Genomic DNA, 23,675 nt, shown 5'->3' with positions numbered 1-23,675 from the left:
GAGCGCCAGCGAGTGAATCATCAGCACAGCGCCCGCGCGAAGCGCCGGCCGAGCGCCAGCGAGGGCGAGCGATGAGCGAGCGCCAGCGAGTGAATCATCAGCACAGCGCCCGCGCGAAGCGCCGGCCGAGCGCCAGCGAGGGCGAGCGATGAGCATTACCGATGCGGACCCGGTCGGCGTCAGCCTGCGCAACGTGCGCAAGCAGTTCGGCGACCACGTCGTGGTCGACGACGTCTCGCTCGAGGTCGGGCCGGGGCAGGTCGTCTCGATCATCGGGCCGAGCGGCGCGGGCAAGAGCACCCTGCTGCGCTGCATCAACCTGCTCGAACGGCCCGACGCGGGCGAGATCACCGTCGGCGACGTGACCATCCACCCGGAGACGGGCGTCGCGCCACGCGACCTGACCCGGCTGCGCCGCACCGCGGGCATGGTGTTCCAGTCGTTCAACCTGTTCCCGCACCTCACGGTGCTGCGCAACGTGTCGATCGCGCAGGAGCGAGTGCTGGGACGCGACCGCGCCGCCGCCGAGGCCCGCTCGCGCGACCTGCTGGCCAGGGTCGGGCTCGCCGAGAAGGCCGACACCTACCCCACCCGCTCGTCCGGCGGGCAGCAGCAGCGCATCGCCATCGCGCGGGCGCTCGCCATGGACCCAAAGGTGATGCTGTTCGACGAGCCGACCTCGGCGCTGGATCCCGAACTGGGCCTCGACGTGCTCACGGTGATGCGCGAGCTGGCGGCCGACGGCATGACGATGATCGTCGTCACACACGAGATGCACTTCGCGCAGGACGTCTCCGACCGCGTGGTCGTGATGGCCGACGGGAGGGTCATCGAGGAGGGACCGCCGGCGCAGGTGCTCGTCAAGCCCGCGACCGAGCGCACGCAGCGGTTCCTGCGTGCCGTGACGGACCGCTGATGCAGTTCCTCCAGGCGGTGCTCCTCGGCGTCCCGATGACGCTGCTGATCACCCTGCTCGCGTTCGCGGTGGGTGCGGTCCTCGGCGTGCCGCTCGTGCTGGCCCGCCGCTCGGCGCTGGCGCCGGTGCGGGTGGCCGCGCGGCTGGTCATCGACGTGCTGCGGGGCATCCCGCCGGTGGTGTTCCTCTTCGTCATCTACTACGGCGTCGGCACCGACGTGATCAAGCTCAACGCGCTGCAGGCGGCCGTCATCGGGCTCGGGCTGATCGCGGCCGGGTACATGGCCGAGATCTACCGCGGCGGGCTGCTCGCCGTGCACAAGGGCCAGTTCGAGTCGGCCGCGGCGCTCGGCATGTCGCACTGGACGGCGCTCTCGCGGATCATCGGCCCGCAGGCCGTGCGGGTGGCGCTGCCCTCGGCGACGACGTACGCAATCGGGCTGCTCAAGGACTCCTCGATCGCCTCGACGATCACCGCGACCGAGATCCTCTACCGCGCGGAGTCGGCGGCGCGCGGGCAGGGCGCGCCGCTCGAACCGTTCCTGATCGCCGCCGTCGTCTACATCGCGCTCGGGGCGCCGCTGGCGTGGCTCTCCCGGACGATGGACGCCAAGATGCGGGCGCGGGTGGCCAAATGATCACGAACATGATCGCGCAGCTCGACGAGGACACCCTCATCGGCGGCTGGCTGACCTGGCTGCCGTCGCTGCTCGACGGGCTCTGGCTCTCCGTCGGGGTCGCCGCGGCGAGCCTGGTGCTCGGTGTGCCGCTGGGGCTCACGCTCGCGCTGCTCATGTCGGCGAAGCACAAGTGGGTTCGGGTGCTGGCGATCGTCATCGTCGAGGTCGGGCGTGGCACACCGGCCCTCGTCATGATCAAGATCGTGTACTTCGGCCTGCCGACGGCCGGCATCACGGTCGGTTCGTTCGTCGCGGCGCTCGTCGCGCTCGCGCTGACCACCGGCGCCTACACCAGCGAGATCCTGCGCGCCGGGCTGCAGGCCGTGCCGCACGGCGAGGTCGAGGCGTCCGAGGCACTGGCCATGAGCAACCGCGACACGCTGCGGTTCATCGTCATCCCGCAGGGCGTCCGGATCGCGATCCCGGCGCTGATGGGCTTCGCGATCCTGATCTTCCAGGCGACCGCGCTGTGCTTCACGATCGCGCTTCCCGTGCTGCTCAGCCGGGCCTACTCGATCGGCTCCAACACGTTCCGATACCTCGACGTGCTCGTGCTCGCCGGGCTGCTCTACCTGCTGATCACCCTGCCGGCCGGCTGGCTCACCAGCTGGACGGAACGACGGATGGCCCGCCACCTCTGACCCCACCACGGAAGGCGCTCCCATGTACCGACACCGGATCGCGATCGGCCTGCTCGGCGCAGCACTGCTGCTCACCGCGTGCGGCGGCGCCACCCAGCCGGGCGTCGCGAACTGCACGCCGAAGCACCAGTTCGAGACCATCACACCCGGCACGCTCACCGTCGGGGTGCACGACCTGCCGCCGTACTCGATGACCACCGGCCAGGACGGCATGAGCGGGGTCGACGCCGAGATCGTCCGCGAGATCGCCAAGCGCGAGTGCCTCACCGTCACCGCGCAGCCCGGCAACACGCCCTCGCTCATCCCGAGCGTGCAGCAGGGCCGCGCCGACATAGCCATCGGCGACTGGTACCGCACCGAGGCCCGCTCGAAGGTCGTCAACCTGTCCGACCCGCTCTACCTCGACGAGATGGGCATCATCTCCGCCGCCGGGGTCTCCACGGTCGCGGAAATGGAGGGCAAGAAGGTCGGCACGGTCGACGGCTACCTCTGGGTCAAGGAGCTGCAGGCCGTGCTGGGCGACAACCTGAGCCTCTACCCGTCGTCGGTGGACATGAACGCCGACTTCAAGGCCGGGCGCATCGAGATCGGCGTCGACAGCTACGGCTCGGCGCTGCAGACGCACAAGGGCACGGCGACGAAGATCGAGGTCGCGAAGCCCGACGACCGGGTCGCGGCGTCCAAGGAGGCGGCGCAGTCGACGTTCCCGATGGTCAAGGACAACCAGGCGATGCTCGACGCGTTCAACGCCACGATCGCCGAGCTGCACACCGACGGCACCATCACCCGGATCCTGAAGGACAACGGCCTGCCCGAGTCTGCGGAGCAGACGGGCCCGCCGCGCCTCATTTCCTGACCCCCAGACCGACGTCCCCACCGAACTTCCCCACCGTTTTGGGCACATGCGCGCCGTTTCGGCGCGCATCCACCCAAAACGGTGGGGAAGTCGGCGACCGCTTCCCGGACCCCCCTCGCTGGGAAGCGGCCGCCGGCCGGCCCGCTACGCGACGAGCGCGCGGGCGGCCGCCTCGATCTCGGGCTCCGAGACGAGGACGTGCAGGGCGGCGTCGCCGAGCGGGATGAAGCTGTCGGCGCTCGCGACGCGGGCCATCCGCCCGGTGAAGCCGGCGTCGACGAGCGCGGTGAGCACACCTTCGGAGACCCCGCCGGTGCGCCGGGTCTCGTCGACGACGAGCACGCGGCCGGTGGCCGCCGCCTCCCGCACGATGTCCTCGACGGGCAGCGGCGCGATCCACCGCAGGTCGACGACCCGCGCGTGCAGGCCCTGTGCCGCGAGCCGGGCCGCCACCCGCAGGCTCATGTGCAGCCCGTTCGCCCAGGTCACGATGGTGAGGTCGGAGCCGTCGCCATAGGTGCGGGCGCGGCCGATCGGCACGTGCCGCTCGGCGCCCGGATAGGCGGCCGTCCAGCCGTTGTCGCCCTCTTCGTGCAGGTCACGGGTGTGGTAGAGGGCGATCGGCTCCAGGAACGCGCTCACCGTGCCGTCGGCGACGCCCGCCGCGACGCACGTGCGCAGCATCGCCGCGGCGTCGTCGGGCCGGCCCGGTGAGGCGATCACCAGCCCGGGGATGTCGCGCAGCACGCCGATGGCGTTGTCGTTGTGGAAGTGCCCGCCGAAGCCCTTCTGGTAGCCGTAGCCGGCGATGCGCACGACCATCGGGTTGCGGTACTGCCCATTGGAGAAGAACTGCAGGGTGGCGGCCTCGCCGCGCAGCTGGTCCTCCGCGTTGTGCAGGTAGGCGAGGTACTGGATCTCCGGGATCGGCAGCAGCCCGGTGACGCCCGCGCCGAGCGCGAGCCCGAGGATCGTCTGCTCGTCGAGGAGCGTGTCGAACACCCGCCCCGAGCCGGCCTTCCTGGCCAGCCCGCGCGTGACGCCGTACACCCCGCCCTTGACCCCGACGTCCTCGCCGAAGACCAGCGCTCCCCGCTCGGCCTCCAGCACGTCGAGCAGCGCCTGGTTGATCGACTGGGCGAGCGTGAGCCGCACCCCGCCGCCGCTGTCACTGCCGTTGGTGCCGTAGCCGGCGGCGATCCGCGCGACCTCGGCCGGACGGCGCGGCGCGAGCGGCTCCATCACCTGCGCCGCCGAGGTCAGCTGCGGTTCGCCGGCCAGCTCGGCGGCGAGCGTGAGCACCCGGTCGCGCGTCGCCTCGTACCGTTCGAGCACGTCGGCCGGGCTGAGCACGCCCGCGTCGACGAGCAGCCGCGCGGTGCCCAGCAACGGGTCGCGGCGCAGGTCGGCCGCGATGTCGTCGGACCGCCGGTAGGACGACTCGACGTCCGACCCTGCGTGCGCCATCAGCCGTACGGTGCGCAGGTGCAGGAACGCGGGACGCCGGTGCTTGCGCACCCAGTCGGCCGCCTCCCGGGCCGTCCGGGCGGTCTCGACGAGGTCGCAGCCGTCCGCGGCGAAGTACTGCAGGCCCGGCCGGCTGCCGTAGGCGTGCGCGACCCAGCCCGCCGGCGTCGGCACGCTGATCCCGATGCCGTTGTCCTCGCAGACGAACAGCAGTGGCAGCGGCAGGCCGCGGAAGCCGACCTGGATCGCGGCGTTGATCGCCCCGGTGGCCGTCGAGTGGTTGGCCGAGGCGTCGCCGAAACTGCAGACCGTCACGGCGTCGTGCGGCCACGGCGACTCGACGCCGAGCTTGCGCGCGCGGTCGATCGCGAACGCGACGCCGAGCGCGCGCGGCAGGTGCGACGCGATCGTGGAGGTCTGCGGCAGGACCGCGAGGTCGCGATTGCCGAACACCTTGTGCCGGCCGCCGGAGATCGGCTCGGCGGTGGCGGCGAGCAGCCCGAGCAGGACGTCGCGCACGGGGTCGGCGCCGGGCACCTGGCGGCCGCGGGCCAGGTAGAACCCGCCCGAGCGGTAGTGCAGCAGCGCGGGGTCGGTCGGGCGCAGCGCGGCCGCGACCGCGGCGTTGCCCTCGTGCCCCGACGAGCCGATCGTGTAGAAGCCCCGCCCCTGCGCGCGCAACCGGCGCGCGGCCAGGTCGAGGTGCCGGCTGCCGAGCTGCGCGTCGAACAGCTCCAGCACGGACTCCGCCGGCATGCCCAGCTCGCGGCCGGCACCGGGGACGAGGTTCTTCACCGCGTCGATGAAATGCTCGTCGGCCTGTTCCACGCCCCCAACCTTGACGGCAGAGCCGCTGCGGGTCCACGGCTGACACCCGGGCAAGTGCTGCGGGTCAGCATCAGCGCTGCTGGGCCTCGGGGCGTCCACCTCGCGGGGTGCTGCTCTTGGCGGCGCCCTCGGAGTCCGCGATGCTGGCCTGCGTGTCGGACATCCTTGCGCTGATGGACGGATGGGGCCCCGAGAAGGTGGTCTGCGTAGCCGACCACCGCACGGGCATGCGCGGCGTGCTCGTGCTGGACAACACCTCACGGGGGATGGGCAAGGGCGGCACCCGCATGAGCCCAACGCTCACCGTCTCCGAGGTGGCCCGCCTCGCCCGCACGATGACCTGGAAGTGGGCCGCGGTCGACCTCTTCCACGGCGGGGCGAAGGCCGGGATCCTCGGCGACCCGCAGGCGCCGAACAAGGAGGAGATCCTGCGCTCCTTCGCCCGCGCGCTCGCCAACGAGGTGCCGCGCGAGTACGTGTTCGGCCTGGACATGGGCCTGTCCGAGCGCGACGCGGCGATCATGGCCGACGAGCTGGGCGAGCGCGGCGCCGCGGTGGGGCTGCCCCGCGCGCTGGGCGGGATGCCCTACGACGAGCTCGGCGTCACCGGGTTCGGCGTCGCCGAGGCTGCCGACGCGGCCGCGGAGCACATCGGGCTCGGCCTCGCCGGCGCCCGGGTCGCGATCCAGGGGTTCGGCGCCGTCGGCACGGCGGCCGCGCGCCGGTTCGCCGAGCTGGGTGCGACCGTCGTCGCGGTCTCGACGGCCGCCGGCGCCGTGCACGACCCCGCGGGCCTCGATGTCGAGGCGCTGCTCAAGCTGCAGGCCGAGGCCGGTGACGCGGCCGTCGTCGAGTACGGCGGCACCCGACCGGCCGACGAGCTGCTGCACGTCGAGTGCGACGTGCTGGTGCCGGCCGCGCGCGAGGACGTGATCGGCACCGACATCGCGGGTGCCACGACGGCCCGGCTGGTCGTCGAAGGGGCGAACCTGCCGACGACGCCGGAGGCGCGGGCCGTGCTCGCCGCGCGCGGGGTCACGGTGGTCCCCGACTTCATCGCCAACGCGGGCGGGGTCGTCGCGGCGGCGCACTCGATGACGGCGCGCAACTCGCCGTTCGTCCCCGACCCCGGCCAGATCTTCACGATGATCTCCGAGAAGCTGCGGGCCAACGCCGTCAGCGTGCTGGACGAGGCCCGCCGGGGTCACGTGACCACGCACGAGGCGGCGCTGCGGCAGGCGCAGGAGCGCGTCCGCGCCGCGATGCAGCTGCGCGGGCAGCGGGCGCCGGAGGTGTCCCGTGCCGGCTGACAGTACGACCGAGCGCGCTGATGTCGTGATCATCGGTGGTGGGGTGATCGGCGTCAGCGCCGCGTTCCACCTGGCCGAGGCGGGTGTCGACGTCGTGCTCGTCGAGCGGGACGCGCTGGGCTCCGGCTCGACGTGCAAGGCGGCCGGTGGGGTGCGCGCGCAGTTCTCGGATCGGCTCAACATCGAGCTCGGGATGCGCAGCCTGGCGGCGTTCGCCCGGTTCGGGCAGCGGCCCGGCCAGGAGATCGACCTGCACCGGGTCGGCTACCTCTTCCTGCTCGACGACCCGGCGATCGTCGCGGCGTTCGAGCAGAACGTCGCGCTGCAGAACGAGATGGGTGTGCCCAGCCGCATGCTCTCCCCGGACGAGGCGAAGCGGCTCTCGCCGTTCATCGAGACCGGCGGGCTGCTCGCGGCGGCGTTCTCCCCCACCGACGGGCATTGCACGCCGGAGTCGGTGGTTCTCGGCTACGCGTCAGGCGCGCGGCGCCACGGCGCCCGGATCCGGACGGGCTGCGCCGTGACCGGCATCGAGACGGTGGGCGACCGGGTGACCGGCGTGCGCACCGACCGCGGCCGGATCGAGACCGACACTGTGATCTGCGCGAGCGGCGCGTGGTCGCGCGAGGTCGGCGCCTGGGTGGGCGTCGACCTGCCGGTGACGCCGCTGCGCCGGCAGGTCGTGATCACCGAGCCGATGCCGGACCTGCCGCCCGGCCTCCCGATGACGCTCGACTTCAGCACGACGTTCTACTTCCACACCGAAGGTGCCGGCCTGCTCGTCGGGATGTCCGATCCCGAGGAGGAGCCGGGCTTCCGCATGCAGACCGACGACGCGTGGCTGCCGCGGCTGTCCGCCGCGATCGAGCGGCGCGCGCCGAGGCTGCTCGACGTCGGCCTGACCAGCGGTTGGGCCGGCCTCTACGAGATGACCCCCGACCACAACGCCCTGATCGGCGAGGCGCCGGGGATCAGCCGGTTCCTCTACGCGACCGGGTTCTCCGGCCACGGGTTCCTGATGGGGCCCGCCGTCGGGGAGGTGCTGCGTGACATGGTCACCGGCACCGATCCGGGGCTCGACGTCACGCCGCTCGACGCGCGACGCTTCGAGCTGGCCGAGACCCGCCCCGAACTCAACATCATCTAGAGGAGTGACACACGTGAATCTGCCCGCCACCGACGAGTTGCGATCGCTGGCCACCACGACGCTGGAGCGGTGCGGGGTCGATGCCGCCGTCCTGCGTGGGGACGCCTCGTCGCGCACGCCGATCACGGGCGGCACGCTGCTGCCGGTCGCCACCACCGACGCGGCGGGCGTCGACGCCGCCGTCGACCGCGCGCAGGAGGCGTTCCTGACCTGGCGCACCACGCCGGCGCCGGTGCGCGGCGCGCTGGTGCGGCGGTTCGGGGAGCTGCTCACGCAGCACAAGGCCGACATCGCCACGCTCATCACCCTCGAAGCCGGCAAGATCACCTCGGAGGCGCTCGGCGAGGCGCAGGAGATGATCGACATCTGCGAGTTCGCCGTCGGGCTGTCCCGCCAGCTCTACGGCAGCACGATGCCGTCCGAGCGCCCGGGCCACCGCCTCATGGAGACCTGGCACCCGCTCGGCGTCGTCGGCGTGATCTCCGCGTTCAACTTCCCGGCGGCGGTGTGGTCGTGGAACACCGCGCTCGCGCTGGTCTGCGGCGACCCGGTGATCTGGAAGCCGTCCGACCTCACCCCGCTCACGGCGCTCGCGTGCGCCGGCGTCCTGCGCAAGGCGATCGAGGAGGCGGGCGCGCCCGAGCACCTCAGCCAGGTCGTGCTGGGTGGCGCCGACGTCGGCGAGCGGCTCGTCGACAGCACGGGTGTCGCGCTGCTCTCGGCGACCGGCTCCACGCGGATGGGCCGGGCCGTCGGCCCGCGGGTCGCCGCTCGCTTCGGCCGCTCGCTGCTGGAGCTCGGCGGCAACAACGCGGCGATCGTCGCCCCCTCGGCCGACCTCGACCTCACCACCCGCGGCATCGTCTTCTCCGCCGCCGGCACCGCCGGCCAGCGCTGCACCACGCTGCGCCGTGTGATCGCGCACAGCAGCGTCGCCGACGAGATCGCCGAGCGCGTCGCCAACGCCTACCGCACGCTCGCCATCGGCAACCCCATGCAGGACGGGGTGCTGGTCGGGCCGCTGATCAACGAGCGGTCGCACCAGAACATGGAGCGGGCCCTCGCCGCGGCCGTCGAGCAGGGCGGCAAGGTCGTCGTCGGCGGCGGGCGACGGCTCGCCGACGACGCTCCCGACGCGTTCTACGCCGAGCCCGCGCTGGTCCGCATGCCCGAGCAGAGCGACATCGTGCGCGAGGAGACCTTCGCACCCGTGCTGTACGTCCTCGGCTACGACGACATCGACGAGGCCGTCGCCCTCAACAACGCCGTCCCCCAGGGCCTGTCGTCGAGCATCTTCACCGGCGACCAGGCCGAGGCGGAGCGCTTCCTCGCCGCCGACGGCTCCGACTGCGGCATCGCCAACGTCAACATCGGCACCTCGGGCGCGGAGATCGGCGGCGCCTTCGGCGGGGAGAAGGAGACCGGCGGGGGCCGGGAATCCGGCTCCGACGCGTGGCGCAGCTACATGCGGCGGGCGACGAACACCGTCAACTACTCCGGCCAGCTCCCTCTCGCGCAGGGAGTCACCTTCACCTGAGGCGAGTCACGCGCTCCGGCACGGTGAGTCGACACATCCAGCACGGTGAGTCGCCACCTTCAGCACGGTGAGTCGACACTTCTGGCACGGTGAGTCGACACTTCTGGCACGGTGAGTCGCGCGTTCCGGAGCGGCGAGCCACAGGTCCGCATAACGGCTCGTAGCCGCTCGCCACTCGCCGCTACCGTCACCGGCGTGTCCCACTTCCTCACCCTCGTCCTGGTCGACAGCGCCGAGCCCGATCCCGGTTCCCGAGCGACGAGCATGATGATGAAGTACTTCGCCCGCGATCCGTTCGACGAGGACGGGCAGGAGATCGCCGACTGGAAGTGCGACGGCTTCGTGATCGGCGGGCGCTACGACGGCATGATCTGGGGCAAGGAGCAGCACTACAACCTCCGGCCCGACGAGTTCCAGCGCCGCTACGGCCTCGACGTCGTCCAGCCGGCGGACAACATCCGGCCGGTGCCGCAGCTCGTGCCCGACCTGCTGCCCTTTGCGCTCGTTCTGCCTGACGGGAGTTGGGTCGATTGCGAGGGACTGCCGGACGAGGAATGGCGGAAAGCGGTGCAGGACTTGTTCGCCGAACACCGCGAGCGGATCGCCGTGGCCATCGACTGCCACTGCTGAAGATCTTCGGTACGTTCCGTCGATGGCATCCCGGATCAGTGAGCTCGTGCTCGGCTGCCGCGAACCCGACGTGCTGGCGCGGTTCTGGTGCGAGGTCCTCGACTTCGTCGTGCTCGATCGCCTCGACGACGGCACGCTGGAGATCGGACCGCGCACGGGGTTCGGCGGCGCGCAGCCGACGATCATCCTCAGCGCCAGGGCCGAACCGGAGCCCGGGAAGTCGCGCCTGCACATAGACATCAACGCCACCGACCGCGACCAGGACGCCGAGCTCGAACGCCTCCTCGCCCTCGGCGCGCGCCCGGCCGACATCGGCCAGACCGGGCAAGAGGCCTGGCACGTGCTCGTCGACCCCGAGGGCAACGAGTTCTGCCTGCTCCGGGCGCGGCTCAAGCCGCTCTGAGCCGGAACTCGAGCAGGCACCGCTGGTCGGTCAGCGTGGTCACCGACTCGAGCTCCAGCCCCTGCGCGGCGCCGAGCGCGCGGAACTCCTCCACCCGACGCTCACGGCCGCCGTACGAGACGAGCATGGCCAGGTCGAACTCGGTCTGCGCGTAGAAGCCGCTGACCGCTTCGATGACGAGGATCCGGCTGCCGGGCCCGGCAGCCTCGACACAGCGGGCCAGGATCCGGCTCGCGTGCTCGTCGTCCCAGTCGTGCAGGATGTCGACCAGCACGTACGCGTCCGCGCCCGCCGGGAGCGGGTCGAAGAAGCTGCCACCGATCACGGTGACGCGATCGTCCACGCCGCTGTCGACGAACGTCCGGCGGGCCTCGGCAGCGGTGGCCTCCAGGTCGACGAGATGGCCGCGCATCCGCGGATGAGCAGCCAGGATCGCGGCCAGCAACGTGCCACGGCCACCCCCGACGTCGACGACGGTGGCGAACCGCGACCAGTCGACGCCGACGACGACCTGCGGCACCTGCTTGCGGAACCGTTGCGTCATCTGCCAGTCGAACGAGGCGCGCAGGTGCGGGTGCTCGGTGAGGTCGGCCCAGAAGTCCTGGCCGTAGCGCTGCGCGTAGGCGGCCCCACCGGTCTCGATGCTGTGCGCCATCTCGACGAACGCCAGCTCGGCGCGTCCGGCCGCCGAGTTCAGGTTCAGCATGTTGGCCAGCCACCCGTCGCCCGCGTCGGCACACAGGTTGGCGCCGAAGCCCGTCGTCCGGTAGCCGGTCGACGTCCGCTCCATGACGCCGAGCGTGGTGAGGTGCCCCAGCAGCAGGTCGAGCGCGATCGGCGAGAGCTTCAGCTCGTCCGCGAGCAGGTCGGCAGCGGCGCCCGTCCCGAGCAGCCGGTCGGGCAATCCCAGGGTCACGGCCACCCGCAGCGCCATCGGCGTCGCCAGGCCGGCCATTCGACTGATTTCGGCTGAAGCATCCACATCGGTGTCGTCGCCCACGACGAACCACACTGGCACGAGGGTCAATCAGATATCCGGCCAAATATCCGGGGCGGCCTGCTGGATCGCATGGAGGGCGGCCAGCACGGCGCTGGTCGCGCCCGCCTCCCGGTGCAAGGCCGAGACGTGCCGGTAGAGGGCCGCGGTCGGGGTTGCGACCTCGACGTCGCCCGCCGACGCGTCGTGGCCGAGCTCGGGCACTAGCGCGATGCCCAGACCGGCGGCGACCAGCCCCTGCACCACGTCGTAGTCGTTGCTGCGGAACGCGACCCGCGGCGTGAACCCGGCCGCGGAGCACGCCCTGACCAGGCACGTCGCGCCGGCGCTGCCTTCCCGGCTGGCGATCCAGGTCTCGCCGGCGAGCTCGGCGAGCTCGACCTCGCCGCGCCCGGCCAGCGGGTGCGCCGGCGGCAGGAGCAGGAGCACGCGCTCGTGCAGCAGCTCGGTCTCGACGAGCCGCGCGGGCCACCGTCGCGGCACCAGGTCGTAGCGGTAGACGAGCGCGAGGTCGAGGTCGCCGCTCAGCAGCACGGGCAGCAGCTCGTCGGGTTCGCCCTCGTCGAGCCGCACCTCCACCGCCGGGTGCCGCCGCACGAACTCGGCGAGGCCGCGCGGCAGCACGCGCGCGCTTGCGGTGGGGAACGAGCCGAGGCGCAGCCGGCCCACCCGGCCGGCCGCGATCGCCTCGACCTCGTACTCCAGCGCCCCGAACGATGCGAGCACCTCCTGCGAGCGCTGGGCCAGCAGCTCCGCCGCCGGCGTGGCGCGCACGCTGTGCGCCTCCCGCTCGAAGAGCACCAGCGCGACCGCCCGTTCCAGGCCGGCGACCTGCTGCGACACGGCCGACGGCGTGTAGCCCAGCCGCCGCGCCGCCTCGGCGAACGACCCGGTGCGCACGACCTCCACGAGCGTGCGCAGGTGCAGCGGGTTCAGCACGGCCGCACTCTATGCCGATCAACGCGCGGTGCGTCGCCGCCGCGCTCAGCCCCGAAGAGTCAGCCCCGAGGAGTCAGCACCGGCATGCCGGGCCCACCTCGTAGCAGATCTGCTCCCACCGGTCCCAGATGAACCAGCTGCAGTTGCCCTTCTCGGTGCGCCAGCACCCGCACGGCGGAACGGCGTCGGCGACAACCTTCGACACGAACGTCGACAGCATCCGGTCGGCTAGCTTACCCACAAGTGACGTCACGACAGTCCTTCCCCCGAATCATTCGATCAGGGAGGCTATCGCACTAGCCGCAGGGCGCGCAGCCGAACTTCATGTAGCAGGGCGCACACGACCCGTTGACGCACGCCTGCTCCCAGACACCGCATTCGCCGGTGTCGGGGTGCGGCTGGCAGCCGCCGCCGTAGCAGGCTCTGACGTGCTCGAACGTACCGATCGCACCAGCCGTCGACTGCGGCACCACCAGGCCCAGCATCCGGTCGGCGACCCTACCGATGAGACTCACGATTCGCCCCCTTACATGGAACGATCCGATGATCGTTCCAGCAAGACCAGATACTGCCAGAACGATCATCGGATCGCATTTCGGAGATCAATAAGAGCGATGACCAGCGGTTCTGCCTACTCCACCTCGACCGCCGCCGCGAACTGCGCGTTGTACAGCGCGAAGTACGCGCCACGCGCGGCGAGCAGCTGCTCGTGCGTGCCCTGCTCGACGATCCGGCCGGCCTCCATCACCAGGATGAGGTCGGCGTCGCGGATCGTGGAGAGCCGGTGGGCGATCACGAAGCTGGTGCGGTCGGTGCGCAGCGCCGCCATCGCCTTCTGCACCAGCACCTCGGTGCGGGTGTCGACGGAGCTGGTCGCCTCGTCGAGGATCAGCAGCGCCGGATCGGCGAGGAACGCTCGCGCGATCGTGATCAGCTGCTTCTCCCCCGCGCTGACGTTGCTGCCCTCCTCGTCGATCACGGTGTCGTAGCCGTCGGGCAGGCTGCGCACGAACCGGTCGACGTAGGTCGCCTTCGCCGCCGCGAGCAGCTGCTCCTCGGTGGCGTCGGGGTTGCCGTAGCGGATGTTGTCGCGGATCGTGCCGCCGAAGAGCCAGGTGTCCTGCAGCACCATCCCGATCCCGGTGCGCAGGTCGGAGCGGGTCATCTTCGCGATGTCCACACCGTCGAGCGTGATCCGCCCCGAGTCGAGCTCGTAGAACCGCAGGATCAGGTTCACCAGCGTCGTCTTGCCTGCGCCGGTCGGGCCGACGATCGCGACGGTCTGGCCGGGCTCCGCCGTGAGCGAGAGGTCCTCGATCAGCGGCACGTCCGCCGCGTAGCGGAACGACACGTCCTCGAACGCGACCCGCCCGCACCGCTCGGTGCGCACCATCGGCACAGCCGGGTCGGGCGTCTGCTCGTCGGCGTCGAGCAGTTCGAACACCCGCTCGGCCGACGCCACGCCGGACTGCAGGACGTTCGCCATCGACGCCGCCTGCGTGAGCGGCTGGGTGAACTGGCGCGAGTACTGGATGAACGCCTGCACGTCGCCGAGGCTCATCGCACCCGACGCCACCCGCAGCCCGCCGATGACGGCCACCGCGACGTAGTTCAGGTTCCCGATGAACATCATCGACGGCATGATGATCCCGGAGATGAACTGGGCGCGGAAGCTCGACTCGAACAGCTCCTGGTTCTTCGCCGCGAACCCGGCCTCGACCTCCTTGCGCCGGCCGAAGACGCGCACCAGCTCGTGACCGGTGAACGCCTCCTCGATCTGCCCGTTCAACGCGCCGGTGTGCCGCCACTGCGCCACGAACTGCTTCTGCGAGCGCTTCGCGATGGCGCTGGTGAGCCACAACGACACCGGGATCGTCACGATCGCGATCACCGAGAGCAGCGGCGAGACCAGCAGCATCATGATCAGCACCCCGATGACGCTGAGCACCGACGTCATGAGCTGGCTCAACGTCTGCTGCAGGCTCGTCGAGACGTTGTCGATGTCGTTGGTCGCGCGGCTGAGCGTCTCACCGCGCTGCTGCTTGTCGAAGTAGCCCAGCGGCAAGCGGTTGATCTTGCCCTCGACCTCGGCGCGCAGCGTGAAGATGACCCGCTGCACGATCCCGTTGAGCAGGTAGCCCTGCACCCAGCCGAAGAGCGATGCGCCCACGTAGATCACGATGACGCCGACCAGCACCATCCGCAGCGCCGCGAAGTCGATGCCGGCGCCCGGCACGACGTCCTGCGCGAGGATGACGTTGGCGATGGTGTCGTTGCCGGCGGCTCGCGCCTGCTCGGCGGCCTGCGCCGTGCTCGCCCCCGCCGGCAGCGACTTGCCGATCACGCCGGCGAAGATGATGTCGGTGGCCGCGCCGAGGATCTTCGGGCCGATCACGTTGAGCGCCACGCTGATCACGCCGAGGGCGATCACGAACGCCACGCCGATACGCTCCGGTGCGAGCCGCCCCATCAGCCGCTTCGCCGACGGCACGAAGGTCGATGCCTTCTCGGCCGGCATCCCGGCCGACATCCACGGCGGGCCACCGCCGCCGGTGCGCCGCGCGGTCGTCATCTCCCTGGCGGCCTTGCCGGTCTCGGCGTCCTGGCGGGGCGCCACCGCCGTGCCACGCCCGTTCGGGCCGGTCATGCTGCTTCCTCCGCACTGAGCTGGGACTCGACGATCTCGACGTAGGTGGGGCAACCCGCGAGCAGCTCGTCGTGGGTGCCGATACCGACGATCCGCCCGTCGTCGAGCACGATGATCTGGTCGGCGTCGGCGATGGTCGACACCCGCTGGGCGACGATCACCACCGTCGCCTCGGCCGTCACCGGCCGCAGCGCCGCGCGCAGCCGCGCGTCGGTGCTGAGGTCGAGCGCCGAGAACGAGTCGTCGAACAGGTAGATCTCCGGCTTCTTCACCAACGCCCGCGCGATCGCGAGCCGCTGCCGCTGGCCACCGGACACGTTGGTGCCGCCCTGCGCGATCGGGGCGTCGAGCCCTTCCGGCATGGCCTCGACGAAGTCCCTGCCCTGCGCGATCTCCAGCGCGGTCCAGAGCTCCTCGTCGGTGGCGTCGGGGTTGCCGTAGCGCAGGTTGCTGCGGACCGTCCCGGAGAACAGGTACGGCCGCTGCGGCACCAGCCCGATCCGGGCCCACAGGTCCTCGGGGTCCATCTCGCCGACCTCGACGCCGTCGACGGTGACCCGGCCGGCCGAGGAGTCGAACAGCCGCGGCACGATCGAGATCAGCGTCGTCTTGCCGGCACCGGTGCTCCCGATGATCGCCGTCGTGCGGCCGGGCAGCGCGGTGAACGAGATGCCGCAGAGCACCGGCTCCGCCGCGCCCGGGTACTGGAAGTCGACCTGGTCGAAGACCAGCGTGCCCTCCTTGCGGAGCGGGACGACGGGCGACTCGGGCGGCGCGACCGACGACTCGGTGTCGAGCACCTCGGTGATCCGCTCGGCGCAGACTGCCGCACGCGGGATCATGATCGCCATGAAGGTGGCCATCATGACCGCCATCAGGATCTGCATGAGGTAAGCGAGGAACGCGGTCAACGCGCCGACCTGCATCTGACCGGCGTCGACCCGCTCCGCGCCGAACCACAGCACGGCGACGCTGGACATGTTCAGCACCAGCATCACGATCGGGAAGATCAGCGCCTGCAGGCGGCCCGCCGCGGTGGCGATGCCGGTCAGCTCGGTGTTCGCCACCCCGAAGCGCTCGATCTCACGCGGCTCGCGCACGAACGCGCGCACCACCCTGATACCGGTGATCTGCTCGCGCAGGATCCGGTTCACGGCGTCGATGCGGACCTGCATCTTGCGGAAGAGCGGCACCATCCGGACGATCACCAGCCCGATCGAGGCCACCAGCACCGGCACGCAGACGAGCATCAGCCAGGACAGGCCGACGTCCTCGCGCAACGCCATGATCACGCCGCCGAAGCACATGATCGGGGCGGCGACCAGCATCGTGCAGGTCATCATCACCAGCATCTGCACCTGCTGGACGTCGTTGGTGCTGCGGGTGATCAGCGACGGCGCACCGAACCGGTTGACCTCACGCGCCGAGAACTCGGCGACGCGGTGGAAAACCGCACCGCGCACGTCGCGGCCGAAGCCCATCGCGGTGCGCGAACCGTAGTAGACCGCGCCGACCGAGCACGCGATCTGGACGAGCGTGACGAGCAGCATCCAGACGCCCAGCTCCAGGATGTAGCCGGTGTCGCCGGTGGCGATGCCGTCGTCGATGATGCTGGCGTTGAGGCTCGGCAGGTAGAGCGACGCCATCGTCCCCACCAGCTGCAGGATCACCACCAGCCACAACGGGCCGGCGAACGGTTTCAAATAAGTGCGGAGCAATCGGACGAGCATCTGGTCAGTCCTCGATCATTTGCAGGTGGTGGGAGGTGTTCGGGACTCGGTCGGGTTCGCGGCGCATTCCGTCGAGCAGGATGGTGACGATCTCCGCGGCGTCCAGGGTGCGGCCCTGGCTGATCATCGGGTGCGTCGCGGAGAACATCAGCAGCCGCGCGGCGTGCGCGAACTCGGCGGCCGGGACGCGCAGCTTGGCGGCATCGGGACCGATGACGTCCACCAGCACGCCGAGGAACTCGTCGTTCATCTTGTTGCGTTGCGCCGCGGCCTCGTCGTCGACCTTCGGCGGCCCCTGCATGCCGAGCGCGTCGATCAGCCGGAACACCCCGAGCAGGCGCCTCTGCCCGATCGCGACGGCCTCGGTGAAACGCTCGCGGAACGGCAGCGCGGGATCGATCGCACGCAGCGAGCGCAGCGTGAGCTCGGGGTCGAACGCCTTCGCGGTGACGGCCTGGATCACGGCCTCCTTGTCGGGGAAGACCCGGAAGATGGTGCCTTCGGCGATGCCGGCGGCCTCGGCGATCTGGCGCGTGCTCACACCCGCGCCGTGCTGCAGGACGAGAGGCAGGGTCGCGTCGACGATCGCCGCTCGACGCTCCTCGGGTGCCATGCGTGCCGCACGTGTCCTCGCCTCCATGGCGCAGGACGCTAATGAGTGCGCGCTCATTAGCGCAACTGATTTCCGCCGACGGCGTAAGTGCAGGTCAGCCGCTGTCCAGGAGGTGACGCACGGCGACCGCCGTCCCGTCTGTGACGACCTTCGTGGCAACCGTGCGCGCCGCCGTCACCACGTCGGGACGCAGCGCGTCACCGAGCGCGGCGAGCAGCGACCCCGCCGTCGCCTCCCCCGCCGCGTGCGCGCTGCCGATGCCGAGCTCCGCGACCCGTTGCGCGAAGTAGAACTGGTCGTAGTTCTGCGGGACGATCACCTGCGACACGCCGGCGCGGGTGGCCGCGGTGGTGGTGCCGGCACCGCCGTGGTGCACGGCCGCGGCGACGCGCGGGAAGAGCGCCTGCTGGTTGACCTCCCCGATGGCGATGCAGTCGGGCTGGTCGTCCACGAGCGCGAGGTCGGCCCACCCGCGGGAGACGATCGCGCGCCGCCCGAGCGCGCGGGCCGTCGCGATCATCGACGCGGTGATCCCCGCCGGCGCCCGGACGCTGCCGAACCCGAAGTACACCGGCGGCTCCCCCGCGTCGACGAACGCCGCGAGCTCGGGCGGCAGCGGCGTGGCGTCCGGGAGGAGCCACGCGCCCGTCTGGGTCACCCGGAGATCGTCCGCTTCCGGCCACGGTGCCAGCGTCGGGTCGGCCGCCAGCAGCGGTGTGCCGGTGAAGATGTGCGAGCGCACGTCCGCGACCGGTGCGAGACCGATGGCCTCGCGCTGCGTGTTGAGCGCATCGGCCCAGGTCGCGGTCCAGAACCGCGCGTCCTGCGCCCAGCGGACGTCGTTGTCCGTCCCATCCGCGGGCCGCTGCCCCAGCACACTGTGCACGGGCGGCGGGTGGTGCGCCGAGGGCAACGTGATCGGGCAGAAGCTCACGTAGGCGTACCGAGCGCCGCGGTGCTCAGCGATCGATCCGGCGGCGATGGCCAGCGCACCGCCTCCGACGACCACGTCGCAGCCCGCCGCGGCCGCACCGACCGCGTCGAACTGCGCCGCGACCGTGCCCTCGACCAGCTGCCGCGCCTGCGCCGGGGTGATCGTCGCGTCGGCGCCGCGCTTGCCCGTGGCCCGCAGCTCGGGCCCGACGGGCACGTACGTGATGCCCAGCGACTCCGCCCAGCCCTGGAAGTCCGGTGGCGCGCACACCACCGCGTCGTGTCCCATCTCCATCAATTGCAACGCCAACGCCACGACCGGTTGCGCCTCCCCGCGCGAACCGATCGTGGACAGCAGAACCCGCATACCCACTCCCAAACCCCCATACGCGCGCTCGACCAGCGCACGGACGGAGAGTTTGAACCCGCACCGGGGTCTTGCCGCAAGTCCCCCCACCGGCTATACGTTTAAGTGGGAGAAGTGTCAGGTGACGATCTGCTGGGCCTCGGCCAGCCTCGACAGCCGGACGTACGCGACCACGAAGAGCACGAAGAGCACCGCGGCTGCCGGCACCACGACGGCGAGGTCGTCCGCGCCGCGCGCCAGCGCGAGACCGATCATCACGACCAACCAGGTCCCGACCATCGCCCAGCCCAGCGACCCGCGCAGCGTCTCCACGGCCGCCACGGCCAGCGCGAGCACCGGGACGACCCGCATCGCGACGAGGGCCTGCGGCGAGAAGAACGACCCCCGGAAGTCCGGCCGCAGAACGTCGCTCTGCGACACCCACACGCCGATCCATACGAGGAGCGCACCGGCGGCGACGAGACCGGCCACGCCTGCAGCCAGCACTAAGCGGTCGCGCGCCGCGTCGCGCACCCGCAGCGCTCTCGGGTCAGCGAGCCGCAGGCGGACGGTCGCCCACGCCACCAGCGCGACGACGACCGCCCCGGTCGTCGCGACGACCGGGGTGGAGGACATGGACGTGACCAGCGCGAGGAGCCACGCCGCCCACACCCCCGACCAGCGGTGACCGCGCAGCAAGCTGAGCGCGCACGCCGTCAGCACGGCCGCCAGCGCGCCGACGACCCAGAGCAGGCTGCCCCACGCCTGGCCGCCGGCGAAGCCGGCCCACACCATCCAGCCCACGCAGTCGGCGAGCAGCGCCCCACCGCCCGCCACGACCACCGGGTCGCGCGTCCATCCAGATCTGCCCATATGACCGACGACCATGCCGCACGCAGTTCGGTTGGGTCTAGCCGTTGTAGATCGTGATCATGTCTCGGGGCAGGGCCGGGCTTGGCCGTCGACAACGACGTTTTGGCTGTTGTTAGCGCTCACAAACGGCCAGAACGTCGTTGTCGACGGTCTCCCCGGCGGTGCGCGGGGTGGCGGCAGGCCGACTGGGGAGACCGAAATGGCTCACCCGAGTTCTCGGACAAAATTCCACGACGAAGTACCAGACTTGCCGTCTTAAGTACTCCAGTTGTGCTCCGGAGTACTAGCTCCAGGGGAACGGCGAGTGGCTCGTCGGGTGCAGCTCGCCCGTCTCGTAGCGGGAGAGCCGGAACGGTTCCAGCAATGCGCTGCGCTCCCCCATCACCTCGCCGGCCACCAGCTCGCCGACCCCGATCATCTTGTAGCCGTGGTTGGAGTCGGCGATCACGTACGCGTTCTCGCCGACGACGTCGAACACCGGGAAGCTGTCGGGCGTGAACGCGCCGATGCCGCCGGAGGGCTCGTCGCGGTAGAGCGCGCGCGTGCCTTCGAAACGACCGTGGCAGTGCGCCAGCGCCGAGGTCCACATGCGCACGAAGTCGTCGCCGACGGTGAACTCGGGGCTGTGCGGGCCGTACGGGTCGACCTCGACCTGCCCGGCCGGGCGGCGGACCTCCACGGGTGACGCACCGCCCTGCACACCGCCGAAGGAGAAGTCGGGCTTGTAGTAGATGCCCCACAGCTCGTCGGTGATCAAGCTGCCGTCGGTGTCGTCGTACAGCGGCTGGTCGGAGTCGACGTGCAGCACCGGCGGCATGCCGCCGCCGTTGTCGACGAACGTGTTGGGGTCGACCTCCAGCACACCTTCCTGCAGCGCCCAGTACGTCCACATCGGGCGGTCGGGGTGCACGGTGCCGTCCGGTCCGGTGACGGGGATGCGGTCGGGCATCTCGAGCATCGACCAGATGTCGCGGATCCACGGGCCGACCGCGACGATCAGCTGCTCGCACGAGATGTCGCCCTGGTCGGTCTCGATGGCGAAGACCCGGCCTCGCTTCAGGGTGAGGTCCGTGACGCGCACGCCGGTCCGGATCTGCACGCCCTCCGCCTCGGCCTTCGCGGCGAGCCCCTTCAGCGATGCCACGTTGTTGGCGTAGCCACCGCGCTTCTCGTGCAGCACGGCGGTGATGCCGGGCGCCTTCCAGTCGGAGAACATCGCCGTCATGTACTCGCGGCAGGCCTGCTCCCCCACCACGAGCTCCGACGGGTAGCCGATGGCCTGCTGCTCGGCGTAGATCTGCTCGACGTCGGCGCGCATCACCTCCGGCGCGGCCTGGATGTAGCCGACGCCGTGGTAGGCGAACGCCTCCGGATCGGACTCCCACACCCCCACCGAGTGCGCCATCAGCTCCCGCATCGCGGGTTGGAAGTAGTTGTTGCGCACGACCCCGCAGGCCACGCCGGACGCGCCGGCGCCGATGGCGGTCTTGTCGAGCACGAGGACGTCGGATCCGTTGCCGCCGGCTGCGCGCAGGCGGCGCGCGAGGTGCCAGGCCGTCGACAGTCCGTGGATTCCGGCGCCGATGATCACGAAGCGAGCGTGCTGGGACATCCGGCTCCCCCTCGGGTATCATTTCCCTACGGGCAATACCATCTCCACTGCTGGGAGTGACACTACTATGGCGCGCACCGGCCGGCCAGCGGCTCGTCAGGTGGGATCGGTCCAGCGGGCCATCGACGTGCTCGACACACTCGCCGAGGCCCGCTCCGAGCTGGGCACCAACGAGATCGCACGACGCACCGGCGTCAACGTCAGCAGCATCTCCCGGCTGCTGTCCACTCTCGCCACGGCAGGGCTCGTGCAGCACCTGCCGGCCACCGGGCGCTACCGGCTCGGCATGCGCATCCTGCAGCTGGCCGGCGCCGCGCGGGAGACCCTCGACCTGCGCGGGATGGCCCGCTCGGTGCTCACCGAGCTCACCGCGACCACCGGCGAGACGGCAACGCTCTCCCTCCCCGGCACGCACGACCTGCTGACCTTCGACTTCGTGCAGAGCCCTCAGTCCGTACGCAGCGTCGCGCATATCGGGCGCAACAGCGTCGCGCACGCGACGGCGGCCGGGAAGGTCTTCCTCGCCTGGGGCGGGCGGCTGCCCGAGGGCGAGCTGAGCCGCTTCACCGCGCGCACCGTCGTCGACCGGGTGGAGCTGGCGGGCGAGGTCGAGCGCGTGCGCGCGGCCGGGTGGGCACAGGCCGTCGGCGAGCGCGAGGAGGATCTCAACGCCGTCGCCGTGCCCGTGCGCGACACCGCGGGCACGCTGACGGCCGTGCTCGGCGTCCAGGGCCCGGCCGCCCGCTTCGGCCCCGGCGAGATGCAGGCCGCCCTCCCCGCCATGACCGCCCACGCGGCGACCCTCACCGAGCTCACCTGACCCGAAGTTCCCCACCGTTTTGCCAACTTGCACACCCAAAACGGTGTGCAGGTTGGCAAAACGGTGGGGAAGTCAGGGGGTGAGGCGGTCGCCGCAGGACGCGCTGCCGGCGTTCTTGGCGTCGTCGACGGCCGGTTGGAGGGTGCTCTCGGCGAGTGTGGTCAGCTCGTCGAGCTGGGTGGGGGTGCGGAGGGCGTCGCGTCGGACCCAGTCGGTCAGGTCCTTGTCCGACGCGATCTCGGCGTAGTCGCGCTCCAGCCGCGGGTCGGCTGCGAGCCCGGAATCGGACATCGTGTACTCGGAGCCCTTGATGAACGTCGGGCGCACGGTCGCGAAGACGTACTCGGCGAACGCCGTGCGGTCCTCGCGCTCCCAGAAGTCGGCGATGCGCGGGTCCGCGGTCCCGCCGATGTCGACGATCCGCGACGTGCTGGTGAGCGCCGCGGCACCGAGGTCGGGACCCAGCAGCGTCGGCCCCGAGGCTGCGACGACGGCCTCGTACGCGTTCACCGTCCGGCCGGTCTGCTCGACGGCGACGCAGATGGGCGCGGACGGGTAGTCGCCGAAGTCGAGCGCTGATCCGACCATCGCGGGTGCCGACGCGACCACCGCAGCAGCGACGGCGACCCCGCCGCCGACGAACACGGCCCGCCGCGCCCGCACGATCGCGATCACCCGTAGCGCGCAGAGCACGATGAGCAGCGCGCCCACCGCCCAGATCGAGGTGGCGTAGCGGAGGTGCTCCATCCAGTCCGGGTGCAGGAGCAAGAAGGCCAGCCCGGCCAGCCCGAACGGCACCAGCACGGCACCCAGCGGCCGACGGGCAGGGAGGGCGGCGGCCGAGCGGTGCACCACGGCCACGCCGACGACCACCACCGCGGCGACGACGAGCGGCCAGGGGAGGTAGCCGACCAGGTCGAACCACGCGACGGCCGCGCCGACGTCGGGCAGGCCCTGCATGTCGGTGACGGCCTGGCTGGGCAAGACGCTCCCGAACGTCACGAGCCGCCACACCGCGCAGATCGCGATCGGCACGGCGAACGCCCCGAGCGAGATCCCGACCGCCCGGGTGATCCCTCGCAGCTCCCCGCGGCGCATGAGCCCGAGCGCAACCAGCGGGTACGCCGCCACGAACACGACACCGTCCGCCCTGGTCAGCGCGGCGAGCGCGGCCAATAGCCCGCACCCCACCGCAACCCGCGGCGTCAGCAGCCGGCCCTCCACGACCGCCGGCAGCATCAGCGCCACCAGCCACACCGCGGCCGCCGCGAGCAGGCCGTTCTCCAGCCCGGACAGCGTCCACACCACGAACGACGGCACGGCCGCGAGCAGCACCCCCGCAACGAGCGTCACGACCGCCGGCCGGCTCGTGACCGCCTTCGCCGCGCGGTGGAAGCCGGCGAACACAAGCGCCGCCGTGAGCAGCCCGAGCGCCTTCGGGAACGCGACGTAGTCGGGCACGCCGAACCACGTCCCGCGGTCGAACAGCCCCAACCACCGGCCGACGACGTGCATCGCGAGCCACACCGGGCTGGTGAACGCCTCGACCGGCCCGGCGCCCGGCTGCGGCACTGCGCCGGCGCCCGTCGCGATCGAGCGCGCGTAGGCGAACGTGACGCCGGCGTCGTCGACGATCCAGCTGCCGTAGAGCGAGCCGTGCCAAGCGACCAGCGCGGTCGGCACCAGCACGGCCAGCAGGCCGAACATCCGACCCGCCCGTGCCACTGCCATACCCGGGATCGTGCCAGCC

General features: G+C 71.4%; 22 protein-coding genes. 10 read left to right on the top strand and 12 right to left on the bottom strand.

The window, feature by feature from the left end; genetic code table 11:
* Nucleotides 1-148 precede the first annotated feature (148 nt).
* From LL648_RS19800 to LL648_RS19785, 4 genes are read left to right on the top strand one after another with little or no spacing between them, the layout of a single operon-like run.
* On the top strand, nucleotides 149-916 hold the full coding sequence (locus LL648_RS19800) for an amino acid ABC transporter ATP-binding protein (protein WP_232664095.1): 768 nt from the start codon (nucleotides 149-151) through the stop codon (nucleotides 914-916).
* Complete coding sequence (locus LL648_RS19795; protein WP_232664094.1) at nucleotides 916-1,554, top strand: amino acid ABC transporter permease; 639 nt, start codon at nucleotides 916-918, stop codon at nucleotides 1,552-1,554. Before LL648_RS19800 ends, LL648_RS19795 begins: the two co-directional genes overlap by 1 nt.
* Complete coding sequence (locus LL648_RS19790) at nucleotides 1,551-2,237, top strand: amino acid ABC transporter permease (RefSeq protein WP_232664093.1); 687 nt, start codon at nucleotides 1,551-1,553, stop codon at nucleotides 2,235-2,237. The genes LL648_RS19795 and LL648_RS19790 overlap by 4 nt, the downstream gene beginning before the upstream one ends.
* A gap of 22 nt (nucleotides 2,238-2,259) precedes the next feature.
* A complete protein-coding gene (locus LL648_RS19785; protein WP_232664092.1) occupies nucleotides 2,260-3,093 on the top strand; it encodes an ABC transporter substrate-binding protein in 834 nt (277 codons plus the stop codon).
* A 144-nt stretch (nucleotides 3,094-3,237) separates the two neighbouring features.
* Here the strand turns inward: LL648_RS19785 and LL648_RS19780 are convergent, their stop codons facing one another.
* Entirely contained in the window at nucleotides 3,238-5,388 is a 2,151-nt protein-coding gene (locus LL648_RS19780) for a dehydrogenase E1 component subunit alpha/beta (RefSeq protein WP_232664091.1), read from the bottom strand.
* Between the two features lie 152 nt (nucleotides 5,389-5,540).
* Here LL648_RS19780 and LL648_RS19775 point away from each other — a divergent pair, with 152 nt between their 5' ends.
* The 5 genes from LL648_RS19775 (at nucleotide 5,541) to LL648_RS19755 (ending at nucleotide 10,415) form a co-directional block, all read left to right on the top strand.
* A complete protein-coding gene (locus LL648_RS19775; RefSeq protein ID WP_232664090.1) occupies nucleotides 5,541-6,698 on the top strand; it encodes a Glu/Leu/Phe/Val family dehydrogenase in 1,158 nt (385 codons plus the stop codon).
* Entirely contained in the window at nucleotides 6,688-7,845 is a 1,158-nt protein-coding gene (locus LL648_RS19770; RefSeq protein WP_232664089.1) for an NAD(P)/FAD-dependent oxidoreductase, read from the top strand. The genes LL648_RS19775 and LL648_RS19770 overlap by 11 nt, the downstream gene beginning before the upstream one ends.
* A 13-nt stretch (nucleotides 7,846-7,858) precedes the next feature.
* Nucleotides 7,859-9,382 (top strand): L-piperidine-6-carboxylate dehydrogenase, encoded by a 1,524-nt coding sequence (amaB, locus tag LL648_RS19765; protein WP_232664088.1) that lies wholly within the window; start codon nucleotides 7,859-7,861, stop codon nucleotides 9,380-9,382.
* 195 nt (nucleotides 9,383-9,577) lie between these two features.
* Nucleotides 9,578-10,012, top strand: a complete 435-nt coding sequence (locus LL648_RS19760) for a hypothetical protein (RefSeq protein ID WP_232664087.1) — start codon at nucleotides 9,578-9,580, stop codon at nucleotides 10,010-10,012.
* Nucleotides 10,013-10,034: 22 nt separating this feature from the next.
* Nucleotides 10,035-10,415, top strand: a complete 381-nt coding sequence (locus LL648_RS19755; protein WP_232664086.1) for a VOC family protein — start codon at nucleotides 10,035-10,037, stop codon at nucleotides 10,413-10,415.
* Here LL648_RS19755 and LL648_RS19750 read toward each other — a convergent pair.
* From LL648_RS19750 to LL648_RS19705, 10 genes are all read right to left on the bottom strand, one after another.
* Entirely contained in the window at nucleotides 10,402-11,370 is a 969-nt protein-coding gene (locus tag LL648_RS19750; protein ID WP_232664085.1) for a methyltransferase, read from the bottom strand. The genes LL648_RS19755 and LL648_RS19750 overlap by 14 nt on opposite strands.
* Nucleotides 11,371-11,442: 72 nt before the next feature.
* On the bottom strand, nucleotides 11,443-12,351 hold the full coding sequence (locus LL648_RS19745; RefSeq protein WP_232664084.1) for a LysR family transcriptional regulator: 909 nt from the start codon (nucleotides 12,349-12,351) through the stop codon (nucleotides 11,443-11,445).
* A gap of 73 nt (nucleotides 12,352-12,424) precedes the next feature.
* Nucleotides 12,425-12,571 carry a hypothetical protein gene (locus tag LL648_RS19740; RefSeq protein ID WP_232664083.1) on the bottom strand — a complete coding sequence of 49 codons (147 nt, stop codon included), beginning with the start codon at nucleotides 12,569-12,571 and terminating at the stop codon, nucleotides 12,425-12,427.
* 76 nt (nucleotides 12,572-12,647) lie between these two features.
* Nucleotides 12,648-12,866 carry a hypothetical protein gene (locus LL648_RS19735; protein ID WP_232664082.1) on the bottom strand — a complete coding sequence of 73 codons (219 nt, stop codon included), beginning with the start codon at nucleotides 12,864-12,866 and terminating at the stop codon, nucleotides 12,648-12,650.
* Between the two features lie 116 nt (nucleotides 12,867-12,982).
* A complete protein-coding gene (locus LL648_RS19730) occupies nucleotides 12,983-14,998 on the bottom strand; it encodes an ABC transporter ATP-binding protein (RefSeq protein WP_374112078.1) in 2,016 nt (671 codons plus the stop codon).
* A complete protein-coding gene (locus LL648_RS19725) occupies nucleotides 14,995-16,728 on the bottom strand; it encodes an ABC transporter ATP-binding protein (RefSeq protein ID WP_232664081.1) in 1,734 nt (577 codons plus the stop codon). The genes LL648_RS19730 and LL648_RS19725 overlap by 4 nt, the downstream gene beginning before the upstream one ends.
* A gap of 4 nt (nucleotides 16,729-16,732) precedes the next feature.
* A complete protein-coding gene (locus LL648_RS19720; protein ID WP_232664080.1) occupies nucleotides 16,733-17,368 on the bottom strand; it encodes a TetR/AcrR family transcriptional regulator in 636 nt (211 codons plus the stop codon).
* A 67-nt stretch (nucleotides 17,369-17,435) separates the two neighbouring features.
* The gene (locus tag LL648_RS19715; RefSeq protein ID WP_232664079.1) at nucleotides 17,436-18,641 is read right to left on the bottom strand and encodes a glycosyltransferase; all 1,206 of its coding nucleotides are present in this window, start codon (nucleotides 18,639-18,641) and stop codon (nucleotides 17,436-17,438) included.
* 117 nt (nucleotides 18,642-18,758) lie between these two features.
* Nucleotides 18,759-19,493, bottom strand: a complete 735-nt coding sequence (locus LL648_RS19710) for a hypothetical protein (protein ID WP_232664078.1) — start codon at nucleotides 19,491-19,493, stop codon at nucleotides 18,759-18,761.
* Nucleotides 19,494-19,776: 283 nt separating this feature from the next.
* The gene (locus LL648_RS19705; protein ID WP_232664077.1) at nucleotides 19,777-21,105 is read right to left on the bottom strand and encodes an NAD(P)/FAD-dependent oxidoreductase; all 1,329 of its coding nucleotides are present in this window, start codon (nucleotides 21,103-21,105) and stop codon (nucleotides 19,777-19,779) included.
* Nucleotides 21,106-21,205: 100 nt separating this feature from the next.
* On the opposite strand from LL648_RS19705, the gene LL648_RS19700 reads away from it, so the two are divergent.
* Nucleotides 21,206-21,925: an IclR family transcriptional regulator gene (locus tag LL648_RS19700; protein WP_232664076.1), complete on the top strand. Its 720-nt coding sequence runs from the start codon at nucleotides 21,206-21,208 to the stop codon at nucleotides 21,923-21,925.
* A 72-nt stretch (nucleotides 21,926-21,997) separates the two neighbouring features.
* Here LL648_RS19700 and LL648_RS19695 read toward each other — a convergent pair whose 3' ends face one another.
* Nucleotides 21,998-23,656, bottom strand: a complete 1,659-nt coding sequence (locus LL648_RS19695) for a hypothetical protein (RefSeq protein WP_232664075.1) — start codon at nucleotides 23,654-23,656, stop codon at nucleotides 21,998-22,000.
* Nucleotides 23,657-23,675: the final 19 nt, after the last annotated feature.

The organism is Pseudonocardia sp. TRM90224 (assembly GCF_021245725.1).
Lineage (GTDB): Bacteria > Actinomycetota > Actinomycetes > Mycobacteriales > Pseudonocardiaceae > Pseudonocardia.
The sequence above is the reverse complement of the archived record's forward strand: the minus strand, read 5'-3'. Positions and strand labels throughout refer to the sequence as shown.